The 16,874-nt window shown below is 47.9% G+C and carries 11 protein-coding genes; 4 read left to right on the top strand and 7 right to left on the bottom strand.

The genetic code is table 11. The annotated features are described in order from the left end of the window. Positions 1 to 143: 143 nt before the first annotated feature. Complete coding sequence (locus ACYVFD_RS13865; RefSeq protein WP_461090742.1) at positions 144 to 2,771, top strand: T9SS type A sorting domain-containing protein; 2,628 nt, start codon at positions 144 to 146, stop codon at positions 2,769 to 2,771. A gap of 14 nt (positions 2,772 to 2,785) precedes the next feature. Then, on the top strand, positions 2,786 to 4,069 hold the full coding sequence (locus ACYVFD_RS13860) for a D-alanyl-D-alanine carboxypeptidase/D-alanyl-D-alanine-endopeptidase (RefSeq protein WP_461090740.1): 1,284 nt from the start codon (positions 2,786 to 2,788) through the stop codon (positions 4,067 to 4,069). 71 nt (positions 4,070 to 4,140) lie between these two features. Here the strand turns inward: ACYVFD_RS13860 and ACYVFD_RS13855 are convergent, their stop codons facing one another. The 5 genes from ACYVFD_RS13855 to ACYVFD_RS13835 all read right to left on the bottom strand — a co-directional run bounded on the left by ACYVFD_RS13855 (position 4,141) and on the right by ACYVFD_RS13835 (position 11,446). Beyond that, entirely contained in the window at positions 4,141 to 4,458 is a 318-nt protein-coding gene (locus ACYVFD_RS13855; protein WP_461090739.1) for an ABC transporter permease, read from the bottom strand. Between the two features lie 285 nt (positions 4,459 to 4,743). Further along, entirely contained in the window at positions 4,744 to 7,467 is a 2,724-nt protein-coding gene (locus ACYVFD_RS13850; RefSeq protein WP_461090738.1) for a permease prefix domain 2-containing transporter, read from the bottom strand. Positions 7,468 to 7,470: 3 nt separating this feature from the next. Then, positions 7,471 to 7,806, bottom strand: a complete 336-nt coding sequence (locus ACYVFD_RS13845; RefSeq protein ID WP_461090737.1) for a PadR family transcriptional regulator — start codon at positions 7,804 to 7,806, stop codon at positions 7,471 to 7,473. Between the two features lie 391 nt (positions 7,807 to 8,197). Next, positions 8,198 to 10,075: a heparinase II/III domain-containing protein gene (locus tag ACYVFD_RS13840; protein ID WP_461090736.1), complete on the bottom strand. Its 1,878-nt coding sequence runs from the start codon at positions 10,073 to 10,075 to the stop codon at positions 8,198 to 8,200. A gap of 69 nt (positions 10,076 to 10,144) precedes the next feature. Next, complete coding sequence (locus tag ACYVFD_RS13835) at positions 10,145 to 11,446, bottom strand: APC family permease (protein ID WP_461090735.1); 1,302 nt, start codon at positions 11,444 to 11,446, stop codon at positions 10,145 to 10,147. Between the two features lie 122 nt (positions 11,447 to 11,568). Here ACYVFD_RS13835 and crcB point away from each other — a divergent pair, with 122 nt between their 5' ends. Further along, complete coding sequence (gene crcB / locus ACYVFD_RS13830; protein ID WP_461090734.1) at positions 11,569 to 11,958, top strand: fluoride efflux transporter CrcB; 390 nt, start codon at positions 11,569 to 11,571, stop codon at positions 11,956 to 11,958. A gap of 41 nt (positions 11,959 to 11,999) precedes the next feature. Further along, positions 12,000 to 13,415, top strand: coding sequence for a M14 family zinc carboxypeptidase (locus ACYVFD_RS13825; RefSeq protein WP_461090732.1), 1,416 nt, complete (start codon positions 12,000 to 12,002; stop codon positions 13,413 to 13,415). Positions 13,416 to 13,827: 412 nt separating this feature from the next. Here the strand turns inward: ACYVFD_RS13825 and ACYVFD_RS13820 are convergent, their stop codons facing one another. Next, positions 13,828 to 16,488 (bottom strand): ABC transporter permease, encoded by a 2,661-nt coding sequence (locus ACYVFD_RS13820; protein ID WP_461090731.1) that lies wholly within the window; start codon positions 16,486 to 16,488, stop codon positions 13,828 to 13,830. Beyond that, positions 16,485 to 16,820 carry a PadR family transcriptional regulator gene (locus ACYVFD_RS13815; protein ID WP_461090730.1) on the bottom strand — a complete coding sequence of 112 codons (336 nt, stop codon included), beginning with the start codon at positions 16,818 to 16,820 and terminating at the stop codon, positions 16,485 to 16,487. The genes ACYVFD_RS13820 and ACYVFD_RS13815 overlap by 4 nt, the downstream gene beginning before the upstream one ends. Positions 16,821 to 16,874 lie beyond the last annotated feature (54 nt).

Raw genomic sequence — 16,874 nt, 5'->3', positions numbered from 1 at the left:
AGTCATTAGTAGCCTGGAGTAAATGACTACCGAATGACGATCAGTGACTATTGAATGACAATAAAATGACGATTTTACCCTATGGCCTTGTTAATCGGTAACCAGAACCGAGATTTGTATGGATTGAACTATACTATCCTTTTATGAAGTACGGGAAGTGGCTGGGATTGCTTGGTCTGATTTGGTTTTTGGCAAATCCGGTACGTGCCCAAAAAGTTTACTCATCAGGCGTTTACCCAAGCGTTGTTGCTCCGATTAGTTTATCACTGGCGGGTTCAAAAATTAACTATTACAAAGACAATCGTGAGGTATTGACGCAGGTACCTGCTCCTGACGCATTTCTGAAACGAATTAGCGCCAATGGCCGGTTAGCAGCGCCTACAGCTCAATTTATTGTCGACTATACCAACTTCACGGCCGAAGCCCGTACGGCTTTTCAATATGCTGTTGATATCTGGTCGACCTTGATTTCTTCGCCAGTACCAATTCGGATTAAGGCAAGTTGGATTTCCGATGATCCTAATTTACTGGGTTCGGCAGGTCCCGCTTCGTACCGATATAATGTCGATGGAGCGCAGAAGAACTATGCATTTTATCCGATTGCCCTGGCCGAAAAAATTGCCCGTCGCCAACTAAATGACCCAAACGACGCGGATATTGTTGCGGAATTTAACCGGAATAACGATTGGTATTATGGCACCGATGGGAAACCTCTGAAAAGCCAGACGGATCTGGTTACGGTCGTACTTCATGAGTTAGGACATGCGCTGGGCTTTATTGGCTTCTTTGGCTTGGTAGGCGACAATGGGGTGTATATGGAAGCCTTACCCTCCGTTTATGACTATTTTCTGGAAACGGGACAGGGCAAACGACTGGTTACCTCAACGAAAGATTTTCCGAATAATTCGGTCGAGTTGAAATTCCAGTTGGCAGGCTATAACCTCTACCTGAACGGTGCCAATTTGAAACAGGCATCTGCTCAGCGAATAAAAGTGTGGGTGCCGTATGAATACACCCGGTCTGGCAGTATTTACCATCTGGATGAACGGGAGTATCCGCCGGGCAACATCAATTCATTAATGACCCCCCAACTGGCGCTAGGCGAATCCATTCATACACCGGGGCCGCTGGTGTTGCAGTTCATGACCGATATGGAGTGGAAAACCACGTCGGTGCTGCATGACCCCATTAAAAATACAGAAGATGTAAAAGACCTGGTGTTTAGTACACGCGTGATCAGCGACACGACCCTAATGGCGGGTTCGGTGCGATTCTTTTATCGAAAAAAAACGCCTACAGCCACTGATACGGTTTTTACGTTTGTCGATCTAAAACAGGTGGGCTCCACCAATGAGTATCAGTACACACTTCCGGCTGCCCAGGCAAACGGCGATACCTGGTATTACTTTCAGGCACAGGATCTACTAGGGCGAACGTATACGAATCCAGGTAAAAGCACTACCGGAACCCAGCTTTGGAATCACGTATTGGTTGGCCCTGATAATCTGGCTCCGACGATCTGGTATGGACCGGCAAAAAATACCATATTCTCAACCACTGTTGCCGATAGCCTCCCGATCTATGCCCGTATTACCGACGACCGAGCCGGAGTTGCCAATGCGTACGTTGAGTATCAGATCAATGGTGTAGCACAGCCAAACATACCATTGCGTTATAATTTTTTGAAAATCAACAACATTGAAATTGATAGTGTCTACGCTGGACGAATCGATTTCCCGGCTAATTCATTGAAGGTGGGCGACAAGATTACCTACCGAATTGTGGCGCAGGATGCTGCACGGGCTAAGAATCAGTCAGTTAATCCAGCGTCGGGTTTTTATGAATTGACCGTAGTGGCTCAAAAGCCGGTGCGTGATCAATACATCAATAATTTCGACGCTTCGGCCTCCACAAGCGATTTTGCCGGTTATGGATTTAGCATCGCTACGCCAACCGGATTCAGTAATCCGGCCATTCATTCGGTGCATCCGTATCGCAATGGCAGCGATTTACTATTGGAAACGAATTATGAGTATCGGCTGCTTTCACCCATTCGGATCAAGGCCAATCCCGATAGCGCAACCATTCGTTTCGACGAAATTGTGCTGATTGAACCGGGTGAGACGGGGAGTAAACTAGGTGATGCTAATTTTTACGATTACGTCGTTGTAGAAGGTTCCAACGATAACGGCCAAACCTGGAAACCGCTGGTTGATGCCTACAGTTCTGTCGATAAAAAAGACTGGTTAACCCTCTATAACCTGTATCTGGTCGGTGGGCCGTACAATGAATGGAATTCAGAAGCGGTAGGAAGTCCGGCACTTTACCGGCAGCGGGAAATTTTTTTGTTAAAACCCAAAAGTGCGTTTCAGGCTGGCGACCAAATCCTGATCCGGTTTCGGTTGTTTGCCGATCAGTTATCGTATGGCTGGGGCTGGGCTATCGATAATCTTCGGATTCAGGCGCCCCCTCCGCCGGTGGTTCTGGGAATTGATCCCGTTAATGCAGCAACATTTGACGTATATCCTAATCCGGTCAGTAATGGTCAGCTTCGTGTTCAGGCCGATCTGCCAAAATCAGTTGCCGAAGTAGACATTACAGTCAATAATCTGATAGGACAGTCGCTGCGACAACAGACGATTCGAATTGGCAGTAAAAAACTGGATAAACAACTTGATGTTAGCCAGTTGCCCAATGGCTTGTATTTCTTGCAATTGACCGCGGGTGATATAGTTCTGACAAAGAAGGTTATTATTACGAACGGAGAATAATAGCTGTAATTCCAATGATAAAAGTTTGCCTTCCTTTTCTGCTGATCTGGATTATTGTGGGGTGCTCACCTGCCCGGCGCATTAGCCGTGAGTTACGCACCAAACCCATTTATACTGATCATTTTACGGGCGTTGCCCTGTACGATCCGGTTCAGAAACGGGCACTTATTCAGCACAATGCCGATAAACCTTTCACACCCGCGTCGAATACAAAACTGTTTAGCTTTTACGCCGGACTCCTTTCGCTACCTGACTCACTGCCGACGTTGCGCTATACGGTGCGGCATGATTCGTTGATTTTCTGGGGAACGGGCAATCCACTTTTGCTGCATCCCGATTTGCCCGATACAACTGTACTCGCTTTTCTACGGAGTCGGCCAGAACGCCTGTTTTTTTCACCAGCTAATTACGATGGGCCACGTTTCGGTCCCGGCTGGGCCTGGGACGACTACAATGATGACTATTCCCCTGAACTAGCATCGCTGCCCATATACGGCAATGTTGTTCGCTTCAGAAATAAAAAAATTAGCCCCCGTCGATTAGCCGATAGTGTGCAAGCCGTTTCAGCTGAAAAAGGGCCAGTAGGCATTCGTAGGGACGAATTTAGTAATCAGTTTATACAACCAGTAGGGGAGAAGCCCGTTCGGCAGGATGTGCCGTTTCGTTGGTCGGCGGAGTTGGCGGCTCAATTACTGGCGGATACTCTGCACCGACCTATCAGTGTTGTACATGTACCAGTTCCGGCTACGGCTCGTTTACTGCGTGGTTCATCAACTGATTCGCTCTACAAACGAATGCTGTATGTCAGCGACAATCAGTTTGCCGAGCAGGTCTTGTTTATGGTATCGGCCGAGCGAAATGCAGGTAAACTTACACCCGTTGCCGAATTGCATCGGATGGTGGATAGTGTTTTACGTTTCTCGGCTGCTCCCGAAGGGCATTCACCCATCCGATGGGTCGATGGGTCAGGGTTGTCGCGGTATAATGTGTTTTCGCCGAATGTGTTGGTTGATTTGCTCGGGCGTATCTATGCCAAAGTTCCCCAGCAGCGCCTATTTTCCCTACTACCAGCCGCTGGACAATCGGGCACATTGCGAAGTATATCGATGCCCGGCAAACCGTATGTATTCGCTAAGTCCGGTTCGATGACGGGTGTCTATAACCTTAGCGGCTATGTGTTGGTCCGTTCGGGTAAAGTTCTCTACTTCAGCATCATGCATAACAACTTTACTCAAACGGTAAGCGAGATGCGACGACGGACAGGCGAACTGCTGAAAGAAATCCACGAACGGTTTTAGACGATGGCTACCTTTCCGAACGAGCCTGTTCAGGTTTCTAGGTCAATCAGAGATTGACCCAAGTAGAAGATTTATTCGGAACGCAGACTTTTTACCGGATTTATCATGACTGCTTCCATCGCCTGGAAGCTAACGGTTAGTAACGTCAGCAGCAAAGCCCCCATAATGGCTACCACAAAGATCCACCAGGACAGATCCACGCGATAGGTATAGTGATCCAGCCAGATGTTTATCAGGTAATAAATGATTGGGATCGTAATCAGGCAGGCAATGAGGACCAACACCACAAAGCCTTTCGAAAGCAACTGCCAAAGGTTGGTCAACGACGCTCCGAGTGCTTTTCGAATACCAATCTCCTTGGTTCGTTGTTCCGCCGTGAAGGAAGCCAACCAAACAGGCCTAAGCGCGAGATGAGGATGGCCGGGGAGGCAAAAATACTGGCCAGTTTGCCAACTCGTTCTTCGGCTGAAAACTTGGCGGCATATTCCTGGTCCACAAACCCATACTGAAAAGGGAGAGCAGGCACGTTCTTTTTGTAGACTCGCTCAATTTTAGCTAGACTTTCCTGAACAGAGACTGCCGGATTCAGCCGCAGGTTATAAAATCGAGCAGCGCCTTTATTAACTTCATAGACCGTCGGTTGGACAGGGTTGACCGGATCCACCAACCACTCACTACTCGGCCTTCAAGGTTTTGGCTGGATTAGCTTGGGCAGCCCGCCAGGATAAACAGAGAATTGTTGCCAACGTAATTCCCAGGGTGACAAATACTAAGGCTGACATGGTCATATACCCAATTCCCTTGTTGAATACATAATAACTATTCATATACCGTCCGATGACAATCCCCAGGCAGAAAGCAATCATGATAGCAAGGCTGAGGAGTTTAATGAACTCTTTGGACATCAATTTGATGACTTCGAGTGTCGTAGCACCAATAACTTTTCGGATGCCGATTTCTTTGGTTCTTTTCTCCAAACTGTAGGTAAGGATGCCGATGAGCCCTAACATGGCAATCAGAAAAATGGAAACACCTTCAATGTCCATAAACTGCATTTCATCGTAGTTAAAATAGCGCTCATACATATCTGTATCCAGCCACAATGCATTCATGTCCTGGTAAGGCATGTAGGTCATCCATCGACTTTTCAGGCTGGATTCAAATGCCTTGCGATCACCGACAGGGCTCGTTTTTATACACATAACCTTAAATAAAGCAGGCCGGTACTGAAAAACGATCGGTTCGATCTTACTTTCATAATCATAGTGGCAAAAATTGGCCACCACCCCAATAATGGTGGCTGAAATGGTGTCATTTAACACGATGAGTTTGCCAATAGCTTCCTGCTCCGAACCCAGGTTTAGTTTTTCGACCGTTTTCTGATTGACCACAACCAGGGGGGATGGCAAGTCGGAGGTACTGGAAATGAGATTTTTGCCTGCCACAAACCGTAGCCCCATATTGTCAATAAACTGATGATCGGCGGCATAATAAAAAGCAGGATTGGACACTTCCCCTTTCGTTTTTTTAATGTCTGCCTGCGTAGGCTTATTGCCAAACAGGAGGGAGGTATAGCCTATATTTTGTACTTCTTTGATGGTACTTACATCTGCGGCAAAGGTTTTATACTGGTTTCCAACAATGTTTATATTGAGTATATTCCTGCGTTGGTAATTTTCATTATCCGTGGCCATGTAATCTACCTGATGATAAATATGCCCAATAAAGAAAATATAGACCAATGCGATCGTAAACTGCATAACTATCAATGCTTTACGAAAGCCCAATTTTCCAAAACCGGCTGGTGCGATAGTCCCTTTCAACACGGTTACCGGCTGGTAGGAGGAGAGGATAAAGCTGGGAGCGGCACCGGCTACTAAGCCCAGGATCAGGTTAAAAACGAAAAACAACAGAAGTAGGTAACCCAGATGGTCAATTTCCCAGGTAAGCCATGTCAGCTGGATGTGGGTCCTAATCCACCCTAATAGTAATAAACCAATCCCTAGCGCTAAAAATGAAACTAAGACCGATTCGACCAGGAACTGAAGCACCAACTGGAATTTGGTGGCACCGGCCACTTTTCGTACCCCCACTTCACGACTTCGGTTCATTGACCGGGCCAGCGTTAGATTGATGTAATTTAAGGACGCCAGTAAAAGGAGGATCAACTGAAAAGCGAAATTGACATACATACTCCGGATGTCCTGAATATAGGAGTCATTCTTTAAAATCGCTTTTGATGGGGATATGTCGGCCAAATATTGGGCTTTGAAATGCAGTCGACTGGGTGTCGTTGTTTTCAGTACTTTATTTATTTCTCCCTCGGTTTTTGCCAATTGGCGGTCAAGGTTGGCTGGCGTTACCTGTTTGGCCAGTTTCAGGAATGTATAGGCGTTCAGTGCAGACCAGTCATTGAGTGAAATTTTACTGGTCAGATATCCGGTCAGAGGGACAAAGACATCGGCCCGGAACTGGGTTCTAAGGCTATTGAAGGGTTTTAAAACGCCAACAATTTTAAAACTGCCGAAGGTGGGATGTTCCAGAATGTTACCAATGGGATTGGTATCACCAAAAAACCACTGGGCGGTTTCCTGGGTTATCACCATCGTGTTAGGGTCAACCGCATAAGTGCCTTTTTCCAGGGGAAAATTAAACAGCTGGAAAAAAGCGCCCTTGGTATAAATGGCGTTGATGTTCTTCGTTTTTATGGCACTACTTAATACCCAGCTCATGTCCCTGACGATGGTGGCTGAATTTTCAATGCCTGTCCCATTTTTCCGCATATAAGGCGCTAGTGGAACCGGGCTGGTTGCCCAGTTGGTAATTTGGCCATCGTTCAGCCTTTCGTCAGTGATTAATCGGACAATTTGGCCCTCATCTTGGTGGAAGTTATCGTATTCGTAATAATTGATGATCTGAATTAAGCCCATTAAGGCCATAGGAATAGCCAGGCTTAAACCCAGTATATTTATTAGCGAGAACAGTTTATATTTCAGCAGATTTCGCCAGGCGATTTTGAGATAGTTTCGGATCATGTCAGGATTTAGTAGGGGTGATGAGGGGTGTTGAGTGGTAAAGTAAGGAGGGGTGGTAGCCCGTCGATTCGGGAAGGGCTCCTTTTGCCGGTTGGCCAGGCTGGCCACTCGACGGCGTAGGTAATAAGGTCGAATGACCTTCAGGGCTTCCAGACCATACCACCAACGGGCCCGCCAGGGACCAACCTGGTCAACTCGCTGGGTAAATTGCTCCTGCAGATCTCCCTGCAACTCTTCCAGCAGATCAGGGGGCGTCAACCAGCTCAGCAGACGGTCGGCCCAGCGGGGCGGCCGGGCCGATTGTCGGTCCAACGACGTTCGGCGCTCAGGCTGAGGTGTTGGACTGGGTGAAGACTTGTTCATGGCCTAGGAATAGAAGAGGGTGGGTATAGCTTCCCAGAAACCCATCCGGAGTTGGCGCATCTCCCGTAGCACCTGCTGACCAGCGGCCGTCAGGGTGAATAGGCGTTTGCGCCGTCCACCCCGGGCCAGGGTAGCTCCGCCTAATTCCGAGCCAACGAGCCCTTTCTCCTCCAGGCGATACAAGACCACATGCACCCCCGTCACGGAGGTGGTCCGGTGAGTACGTTGCTGGAGTTCGTCGGCGATGGTGACGCCATAAGCCCCAGTGGGTTGTTGTTCGAGGAGGGCAACGGCGAGTAAGACCAATTCTTCAAACTCGCCCAGGTAGGTTCGACTCATGACAAGCAGGTTAAAAAGGCGTATTTCTTTAGTACTTGTTGAACAAATAGAGTGCCAATTCTGTAACTAACTAATTATTAGCAGACTAGACTAGTGAACATTACTTATATGTCCGAAACCGTACAAAAGATGTCCGGTAATAAATAAGCATGGATTGTTTATTTGATATCCGATTTACGCGCAGCGCCATTCTCAAAAATGCTCTTTTCGTGATATGGCTGTTTGTACTACTTAAGGCAAATAGCGAATTTTCTGGGCGACTAGTGGTCAATTTCCCGCAGAACTACCTAAACGTCTCGTTCATCAAACGCGAGATTCCAATCTCCATTCAGAATGGCAAACTCATCACTCGACTAGCAGCAGTACTAGAGACGTTGAACAGGTTAAGTTATTAACGGGGCCACTGCGCCAGAGGCTGACTAGCCGTTTTGGCGTTGGCGGCTTTCTCGGGAAGTAATCGTACGGTTAGGGCTGTTTTGCTGTTGGCCGGTAGCGCGACTTCGAAGCCGATCCGTGTTGTTCCGGGGTTGGTTGCATCATAGTCCTGGGGCGGGTCAGTCGACCAGGTTTTCAATGTTGCACCAGTGGGTTCAACAACTTCCAAAACCAGCTTTTTCCCGTCTTTAGTCAGTTCAGCTTTATTCCCGCCCAACAAAGTGACCGAGGCTGGGGTAAGCATGGTCCAGCGAACAGTGGTTTCGGTCGGTAATGTCTCTACTTCATCCCGTACTACCACATACGCTTTATCGACAATGGCAACTCCCCGAACGGCCTTCATAACGTCATCTTTATATACTTCTGACAAGTCGGTTTGTGCGTTTAAAAAAGAAGGATTCGTTGACGAGCTGGTAACACCCGCTTTACCCACCACACGTTGAAACTGGTTATTGACCGTAAGGGTGTTATGCGTAAAATTATTGTATCGGAAAATTTGCCATCGTTGCGAATCCTGCCGACTATTCCATAAATCTACACCTTTCGATTCCAGCGATTCATAACTCTGCATCCCAAAATCCATTGCCCAGCGTACCCCGTCGGCTTCCATCACAAACGAGCCAATATCCATGTGTGCATGATTGACCGAAGGGCTCCCTGCTTTCAGCCCGATAAAAATGGCTGCGGGATCGGACCAGGACGTACGCATCAACGCGACCGGGTTTTTACCTTCGCCGACCCACATTGTTGACTTTGGTTCAGCGATAGCTGACATGCCAATACCATTACTCCAGAGCATAATGGCGGGCAGGAGCCGTTCGCCCGTATGTCGTTTGGGATCATTGGTCATCAACCGGCCGCGCTCAACCCACAGCAGGGAGGGGTTATTCTGCTTTTGTGCGAACCAGAACATGGCTGGCTGTAATTCGCCTGACAGGCCCGAGTCCGAATAGTTAAAGGCATTTCCAGATGGGCCGGTCATATTTTCCAGATAAGCCGCCGTCTGCAAAAAACCGGGTTTCTTTGACAGGTCGAAATCCGTTCCATAGGCTTTTTCGAGCGCACTAATCAACATCACATTAAAACTGGTGCCATAACCCCAGTAGCCATAACCCTCGGGATAGGCGCCATCCGGTCGGTAATCGCCCATGGGCAACACAACAGCGTCAATAGCCCGATTTACGATCATTTTGGCCAGTTCGGGCTGGTCGTCGGCAATGGCCAGCGCGCCATAGGTCATACCCGCATTACAAACCTGATTCCAGTTGTGAGATGCCTTTAGCCAGCTATTATATTTGGTATCTAGCGAAGGTTCAATGCCTTTTTTGAGGATGGCTTCTTTGATGGCAGATCGGGACTGTTCCGATAAATCGTTGTACAGCCAATCATACCCAATGGAGACTGCCATGGTCATTTCGGCTACGTCCAGAAAATGCGTTGGGTTCCAGTCCTCAAAGGCCGAGAGTACCAGGAGTTCTTTTTCAGCCCGCTTCAGGTAGTTAGCCTGATGGGTCAGTCGCCAGGCATAGGACAAATAAAAAACACGGCGCAGAGCTTCGCGGGATACCGAAAGTAATCGTCGGCCGATCTTGATACGTTCCAGTGGGGCTTTGTCTACCAGTTCATCGCAGGTTGCCAGTATGGCCTGATGGAGGCTATTCCAGGTTTTATCGGCAGCAATAGTGCGTTTTATGCTTTCTTCTTCACCTTTTAAAAGAAGTAATCGGGGATGGGTTGGAAGTTTATTGGCTGTAGCCAGATGATCGACCTGGGCCGTTGACGAAAAACGTATCAGGAAGAATAAGCCAAGGACAAAGAGGCAAAACCGGTTCATAGCAATTAACAACGTTAAGCAAAGTGCTATGTCGTATAAGCTACAAATTGAATTGGTTTACCTACAGGTTTAGCGCTTGATAAACAAATAGACTGGATAACTGACCACGATGAAGCCAATGGCATACATACTACTCGAAAAGTCGCCGATAACCACCCCGATCAAAAACGCCAGCGACGCCATCAGGAGTGCCCAGGTTGTGAAAGGGTAACCCCAGGCCCGCACGGGTCGGAGCAGAGTCGGTTCGGTCTGGCGCAGGCGAATCAGTGCCGCGAAGGCCGATGCGTAACAGAGCACAAAAAAGAAGGTAGCAATATCGGAAAGCTTACTGTACGTATTGGTCAAAATCATCAGGATCGATGCACTAGCTGTTAAGATCGTGGCATTCATCGGTGTGCCGCCCGAGTTGACCTGATTCACGAATCGAAAGAATAGCCCATCGCGGCCCATGGCGAAAATGACGCGCGGGTTGAACATGATTTGTGCGTTGATGATGCCCATGATCGAAATCATCAACAGGAAGGTAACTACCTGAGCGCTACCGGGGCCAAACAAAAGCTGAACGGCATCGGCAGCGGGGAGTTTGGAACCTGCCAGAACAGGCACCGGTAGTACATATAATAACGCCAGATTGACAAGTATATAAATACCAATGATCAGTAGAACACCGCTGATCATCGATCTCGGTAAATTCCGGCTCGGATCGACATCTTCCTCCGTAAAATAAGCCGCCGTATGCCAGCCGTCGTAGGTATAGAAAACCGATTGTAAGGCCGCCAGAATACCCAGCCATACGCCACCTTCGGCCAGTGGGCGGATGGCAGTTGTCGCTATAGCAGGTTCTTTCGGCGTCACGGTGAAGCACACAATGACGAAGGCTAGTAGGCCAACAGCTTTCAGCACACTCATTACTTCCTGCGCCCGACTAGCCAACCGGACACCTATGGAGTGAAAGGCGACAAAAAGTACCAGAATTCCAATCGCAATACCTTTCTGATAATCAGCAACTGATGGATATAATAGTGCCGTGTACTCACTCATAACGGCGGCTCCGAAAGCCATGGCCGATATACTACCCAGCCAGCTACTGATGCCAATGATAAACCCGGCATAGTTGCCAAAAGCCCGGTGTGCAAATACGTACCATCCACCCGCTTTAGGCAGCATGGTTCCTAACTCCATTACCGACAATGACCCGGCCAGCGCATAGACTCCCACAATCAACCAGACAGCGATAATAAGCGTCGGATCGCCAATGTCCTGGGCTATAGGCCCCGGCTTCCGTAAAATACCCGTGCCAATGGTACCGCCAATGGTAACGGCAATGCCAAAGCCGACGCCTAATAATTTCTTGAGTTGATGTTGGGCCATTCGTTCGAGTGGGTTGGCTTTGCTATAAACCTGATTTACAATGATAGCAAAAACTTTCCTGTATCAGTCAGGGACATAGGCGCAAACGGGCTTCAATCCTGTTTTTTCGTAAGTTTGTCGATATGAGAGTCTTGCTTACACATCCTGCGGTGCTGGTTTTTGTGGGGGGCGGAGTAGGGAGCCTATTCCGTTATTACGCTGGTCGACTCATTCCGGCTACGCTGACAGGAACGCCATTTCCAAACGCCATTTTGCTCGTGAACGTACTGGCCAGTTTTGTGCTGGGAGCTGTTGTCGGCTGGGTTATCAACCGGTCGGCTGGCGAAGAAGCGCGTCTGTTGATTGGTGTAGGTTTTTGCGGAGGACTCAGTACATTTTCCAGCTTTAGTTATGATACAGTCGTCCTATTGCAAAATGGTCGCTTTACCGCAGCGCTGCTTAATATTGGCTTAAACGTTCTGCTTTGCTTAATGGCCTCTGCTAGTGGGCTAGCGCTTGGAAAAGGCATATAACCATGAAACACCTGTACATAGCATATATTTTATTATCACTAATGAGTTCAGCCCTTCAGGCACAGGAAATATCGCGTCGGTTATTCGATGCCCATGAAACGTTCAAAGAAAAAGCCCTCAACCACCGCCGATTCAAACACAAGGATATTATTCCTTTGCTTAATGCACTGGGTAAACCTCTGTCGGTCAGTCAGGTTGGTGAGTCGTTGGAGAATCGGGCGATTTATAAAGTGAAAGTCGGGACGGGCGCAACGAATATCCTTTTATGGAGCCAGATGCATGGCGATGAAGCTACCGCAACGATGGCCCTGTTCGATATTTTTAACTTTCTTCAGGCTAAAAATGATGGCTTCGATGCGCTACGGCAGTCCATTTTGGGCCAGATGACAGTGCACTTCGTGCCGATGCTCAATCCGGATGGGGCCGAGCGATTTCAGCGCCGAACCGCTACCGACATCGACATGAACCGGGATGCACTACGCTTGCAAACGCCCGAAGGAGCATTACTGAAAAACCTACAACAAACACTGAAACCATTGGTAGGCTTTAACCTGCACGACCAGAATCCCCGTTATGGCGTAGGCAAAACCGGTAAACAAGCCGTAGTATCGTTTCTGGCAACGGCTTACGACGAAGACCGGAACGTAAACGACGTGCGCCAACGCTCTATGCAATTGATCGTCAGTATGAATCGGGTGTTGCAGCAGTTTGTGCCGGGGCAAATAGCGCGGTACGACGATGAGTTTGAACCACGTGCGTTTGGCGATAACATCCAGAAATGGGGTACAACGCTGATTTTGATTGAGTCGGGTGGGTATAAAGGCGATTCGGAGAAAATGACCATCCGTCGGTTGAACTTCGTCGCTATTCTAACCGCCTTAAAAGCTATTGCCGATGGGTCGTACAAGCAGGAATCCATTGCCGATTATCCGTTGATTCCAGAAAATGGCCGCGCGTTGTTCGATGTGCTCATTCGTAATGCAACTGTCATCCGGGAAGGCCGTCCGGTTATTGTCGACGTAGGTATCAATCATACTGAAGTCAGTGATGAAGCCGCCCGGACGTTTCAGTACAAAAGTACGGTTGAAGACATTGGCGATTTATCGACCTTCTACGGGATCGAAGAGATCGATGCTACGGGCTTGACACTCGTTCCAGCTCAGGTATATCCTGAAACGCTTGATACAGTGGTTGACTTGGCTAAGTTGGATTTGCCTGCTTTACGGCGCGACGGAATTGTTGCGTTTAAGGTTCGAAAATCAAGTAAGAAAGAATTCCCGTCACAACTGGTTCATCTGCTTTACGAAGGCGACTTGCCCGCTCAGCCACTTCAACTGGAGCAGATACCAACCTTCCTGTTGAAAAAAGACGATCAAATTCAGTATCAGTTTGTCAACGGGTTCTGGAAAGAGGGGCCGCTGAGTACGGGTAGCCCGCAAAATGGCGTGATAGAGTAACGCGTTGGATAAGTATAATTCAAGCGTAATACTGGCGTAATGTTGAGGTAACAACAGAGGGGTAGATTTGTCCTGTAGTCGGTTGGCTAATTCCGCTAAGCCATTCTATACATTTTCATATTGGTGTCGCATGAAAGGCCAGAGCTTTGCGCTGGCTTTTTTCTTTGTGTAGTTGCCCAAAAAATAATATCGAGCTGATTTTGTCATTTTAACCGACGGGGGAAATGGTAATCCTTCCTATTAAGAGCCTTAAGATTTCTTCCGTCAGTTAAAATGACTACACTGTAACTTAAGTTTTGTAGTGTTTTCTGTCATTCCGACCGGGACGCGTAGTCGAAGAAGGAATCTTCGACTACGCGTCCCGGTCGGAATGACAGAAAACTTCAATTACAATGTAATGACAGATAGGCGGCTATTCTGTTCGTAAAGTCTTTACTGGGTTCATTAGCGCGGCTTTCACACTTCGAAAACCAACAGTCAGTAGAGCAACAATTAATGTAACCAGCATGGCTAGCCCAAAAATGCCAGCACCCGGTTCGATCCGATACACAAAAGTAGCCAGCCACTCGTTCATAGCCCACCACGCCAGCGGAGCCGCCAGTACAAACGCAGCCACCAATAGACGAATAAATTCTTTCCCAAATAGCCAAAGGATGTTGCCTGTACTGGCTCCCAATACCTTGCGTACACCGATTTCCTTCGTTTTCTGAGCCGCCATGAACGACACCAACCCATACAGGCCCAGACAACCCACAAAAATGGCAATGCCCGCAAATACCTGAATGAGCCGAAGCAGCATGTTATCCAGCTTATAGAGCCGGTCAATTTCCTCATCCAGAAACTGGTACGTATAAATAGATGCCGGATATAAAGCCGTCCAGGATTTTTCAAAACCAGTCAGGGTTGTTCCCAAATTCGCCAGATTGACTTTTATCCCACAACTTTTATACACCTCGCTCCAGGTCGTTAGACAGAGAGGCTCAATGGCAACGCGAAACGACTTAAAGTGAAAATCTTTCATCACCCCAACGATGGTCCCCAGCCGTCCATTGATTGTCGCCGATTTGCCGATTACAGCCTGATTGGACGCTAACCCCAGCGCTTTTACAGCCGATTCATTGAGCAGAAACTCCCGAACGGTATCGGACGGATTCAGGTTGCGACCAGCCAGAATGGGTATTTTGAATGTAGGGACAAACTGATGGTCACCCGCTTTAATGGAGATGTTGAAAGTTTCATTTTTAGGGCGGGAATCAAAGCGAATTCCCGTACTTCCCAGGAATTCGGATGCGGGTGGTGTATCGAAAAACGTTACGTTTTCTACCCCGGCTAGTTCCGAAAGCTGTGCCCGTAGTGTACTTATTTTTGCCGGATTATTGTCTGGTACCGGTAGAATAACCGTTGCGTCTTTCCGAAAACCCATATCGGCCTGTTGCGAATACCGTAACTGGCTGGTAACGATCAGCGTGCCGATAATGAGCAACTGTGAGATGGCAAACTGCGTGACAACCAATCCCCTACGCAATGAAAAATTACCCGCTGCCTGCTGAGAAAGTTTGCCTTTTAGTGCCAGCACAGGTTGAAAACGAGCCAAAATCAGACCAGGATAGGCACCCGAACAGAACACCACGGTTAGTAGCAGGCCGACCAAAAAGGCAAGTAGATACATATCTGCCAATGGATTGATGGTCAGTTCTATATCGAACCATTGATTGACAAAAGGTACAGCCAGATACGCCAGCCCTAGTGCAACGGCTAAGGCAAACCCAGTGATGAAAGCGGTCTCCGTAATAAATTGCCAGAAAAGGGCTCCCCGCTGACTGCCTAACGCTTTCCGAACGCCGATTTCTCTGGAGCGCCCAAGGGCCTGGGCCGTTGCCAGATTAATAAAATTCACGCAGGCCGTAACGACCAGAAAAAGGCCGATTAGGACAAACGTCCAGAGATTCTTTTTTTCTGTGTAGCCGCGTAGTTTCGGATTAAAATGAACATCGGACAGTGGCTGTAGCTTAAACTGAAAAAGCTTTGCATTCACGTTGTCATAGTATTTATTGGAAATGGCCGGAAGAATTTCTGAGTCGACCCTAGCTGCCGATACACCCGGTTTGAGTCGGATAAAACATTGTATTTCTTTATTAAAACCTAACCACCAGTCTTTTTCGACCAACCAGGGGCTGTGGTCGTGCAAATTGTCGTAAGGGAGATAGATTTCAGTATGAAAGTCCGTCGTAGCAGGCAGGTTTTGAAGAACTCCCGTAATTCTGAACACCAGGGAATTGTCCAGTTTTAGAAGTTTGCCGATAGGATCTTGAGTGCCAAAGTATTTTTTGGCGATTCGCTCCGTGACTAGGGCCGTATTGCGTTCCTGCAACGCGGTTTGTGAGCTACCTTCCTGCAATGGAAAATTGAAAATGCGTAGAAAATCAGGATCGGCGAACGCAACGTCTTCCTCAAACTTTTTCTCGGGTGATACGGCAATCACGCGTTTCTTCAAAAAGCCGATTCGCCCAATCTCCTCCGCAACTGTATATCCCCGCTTGAAGGCTTCTCCCATCGGGCTGGGAACGCCCGTACTGTAGGACACTTTTTCTGTTTGAAGTGTTGTATAAATACGATAGATACGATCCTGAGCTGCATGGAAGGTGTCAAAACTCAGGTGGTATTTGACCAGCGTAAAGATCAGAATGGCGCAGGCAATGCCCAGGCTCAGACTTACCACATTGATCAGCGTATATGCTTTCTGCCGATTCAGTTTTCTCAGTGCGATTTTAATATAATTGCTCAGCATGGCCATTGGGTTTGGTGTTGAATAAACAGTCGATTTCGAGTACAAGTGGGGATTTGGGGCTTGTTTACGCCAAAGACGGGGGTGTACCAATAATGTCATTTCCAGCACATACAACAGTTGGGCAATGGTATAGCCATATCGCTGAACTCGCTTCTGGAATAATTCATACAGATCGCCCAAAATTTCATCCTGAATATGAGGAGCCGTAATTCTGGTCAGCAGTCGCTCGGCCCAGCGTGGGGGATCGACCTGTCTGCGTTTGTGAATGGAATTTTTCTGATTCATGTCAGATGGTCAAAAGCAGTTTTCGGGATGCCATCCCACAATTCATTCCGGATGCGTCGGGCTTCGCGCAGAGCTTGCTCGCCCGCCAGGGTTACTGTAAACAGCCGTTTGCTCCGCCCACCTCGTTCAGCTATTGGTTCACTAAAGCGGGAATGAACTAGCCCTTTCTCTTCTAACCGTTGCATAGTACGATGAACAACACCTAAGCTTATAGGTCGCTCTAAATAATCACTCAGTTCCTCCACAATAGCTGCTCCATACGCATCGTCGAAAAGCCGGGCAATCATCAATAAAACAATCTCTTCGAACTCACCAAGCTGGGTGCCTTTCATACATCGTAAGGATGATTTTACAACAGCGATACTATCTTTCCTCTTTGCATAGCA

The organism is Spirosoma gilvum (assembly GCF_054776815.1).
Note: the sequence above shows the minus strand (reverse complement) of the source record. Positions and strands in the feature narration are given on the sequence as shown.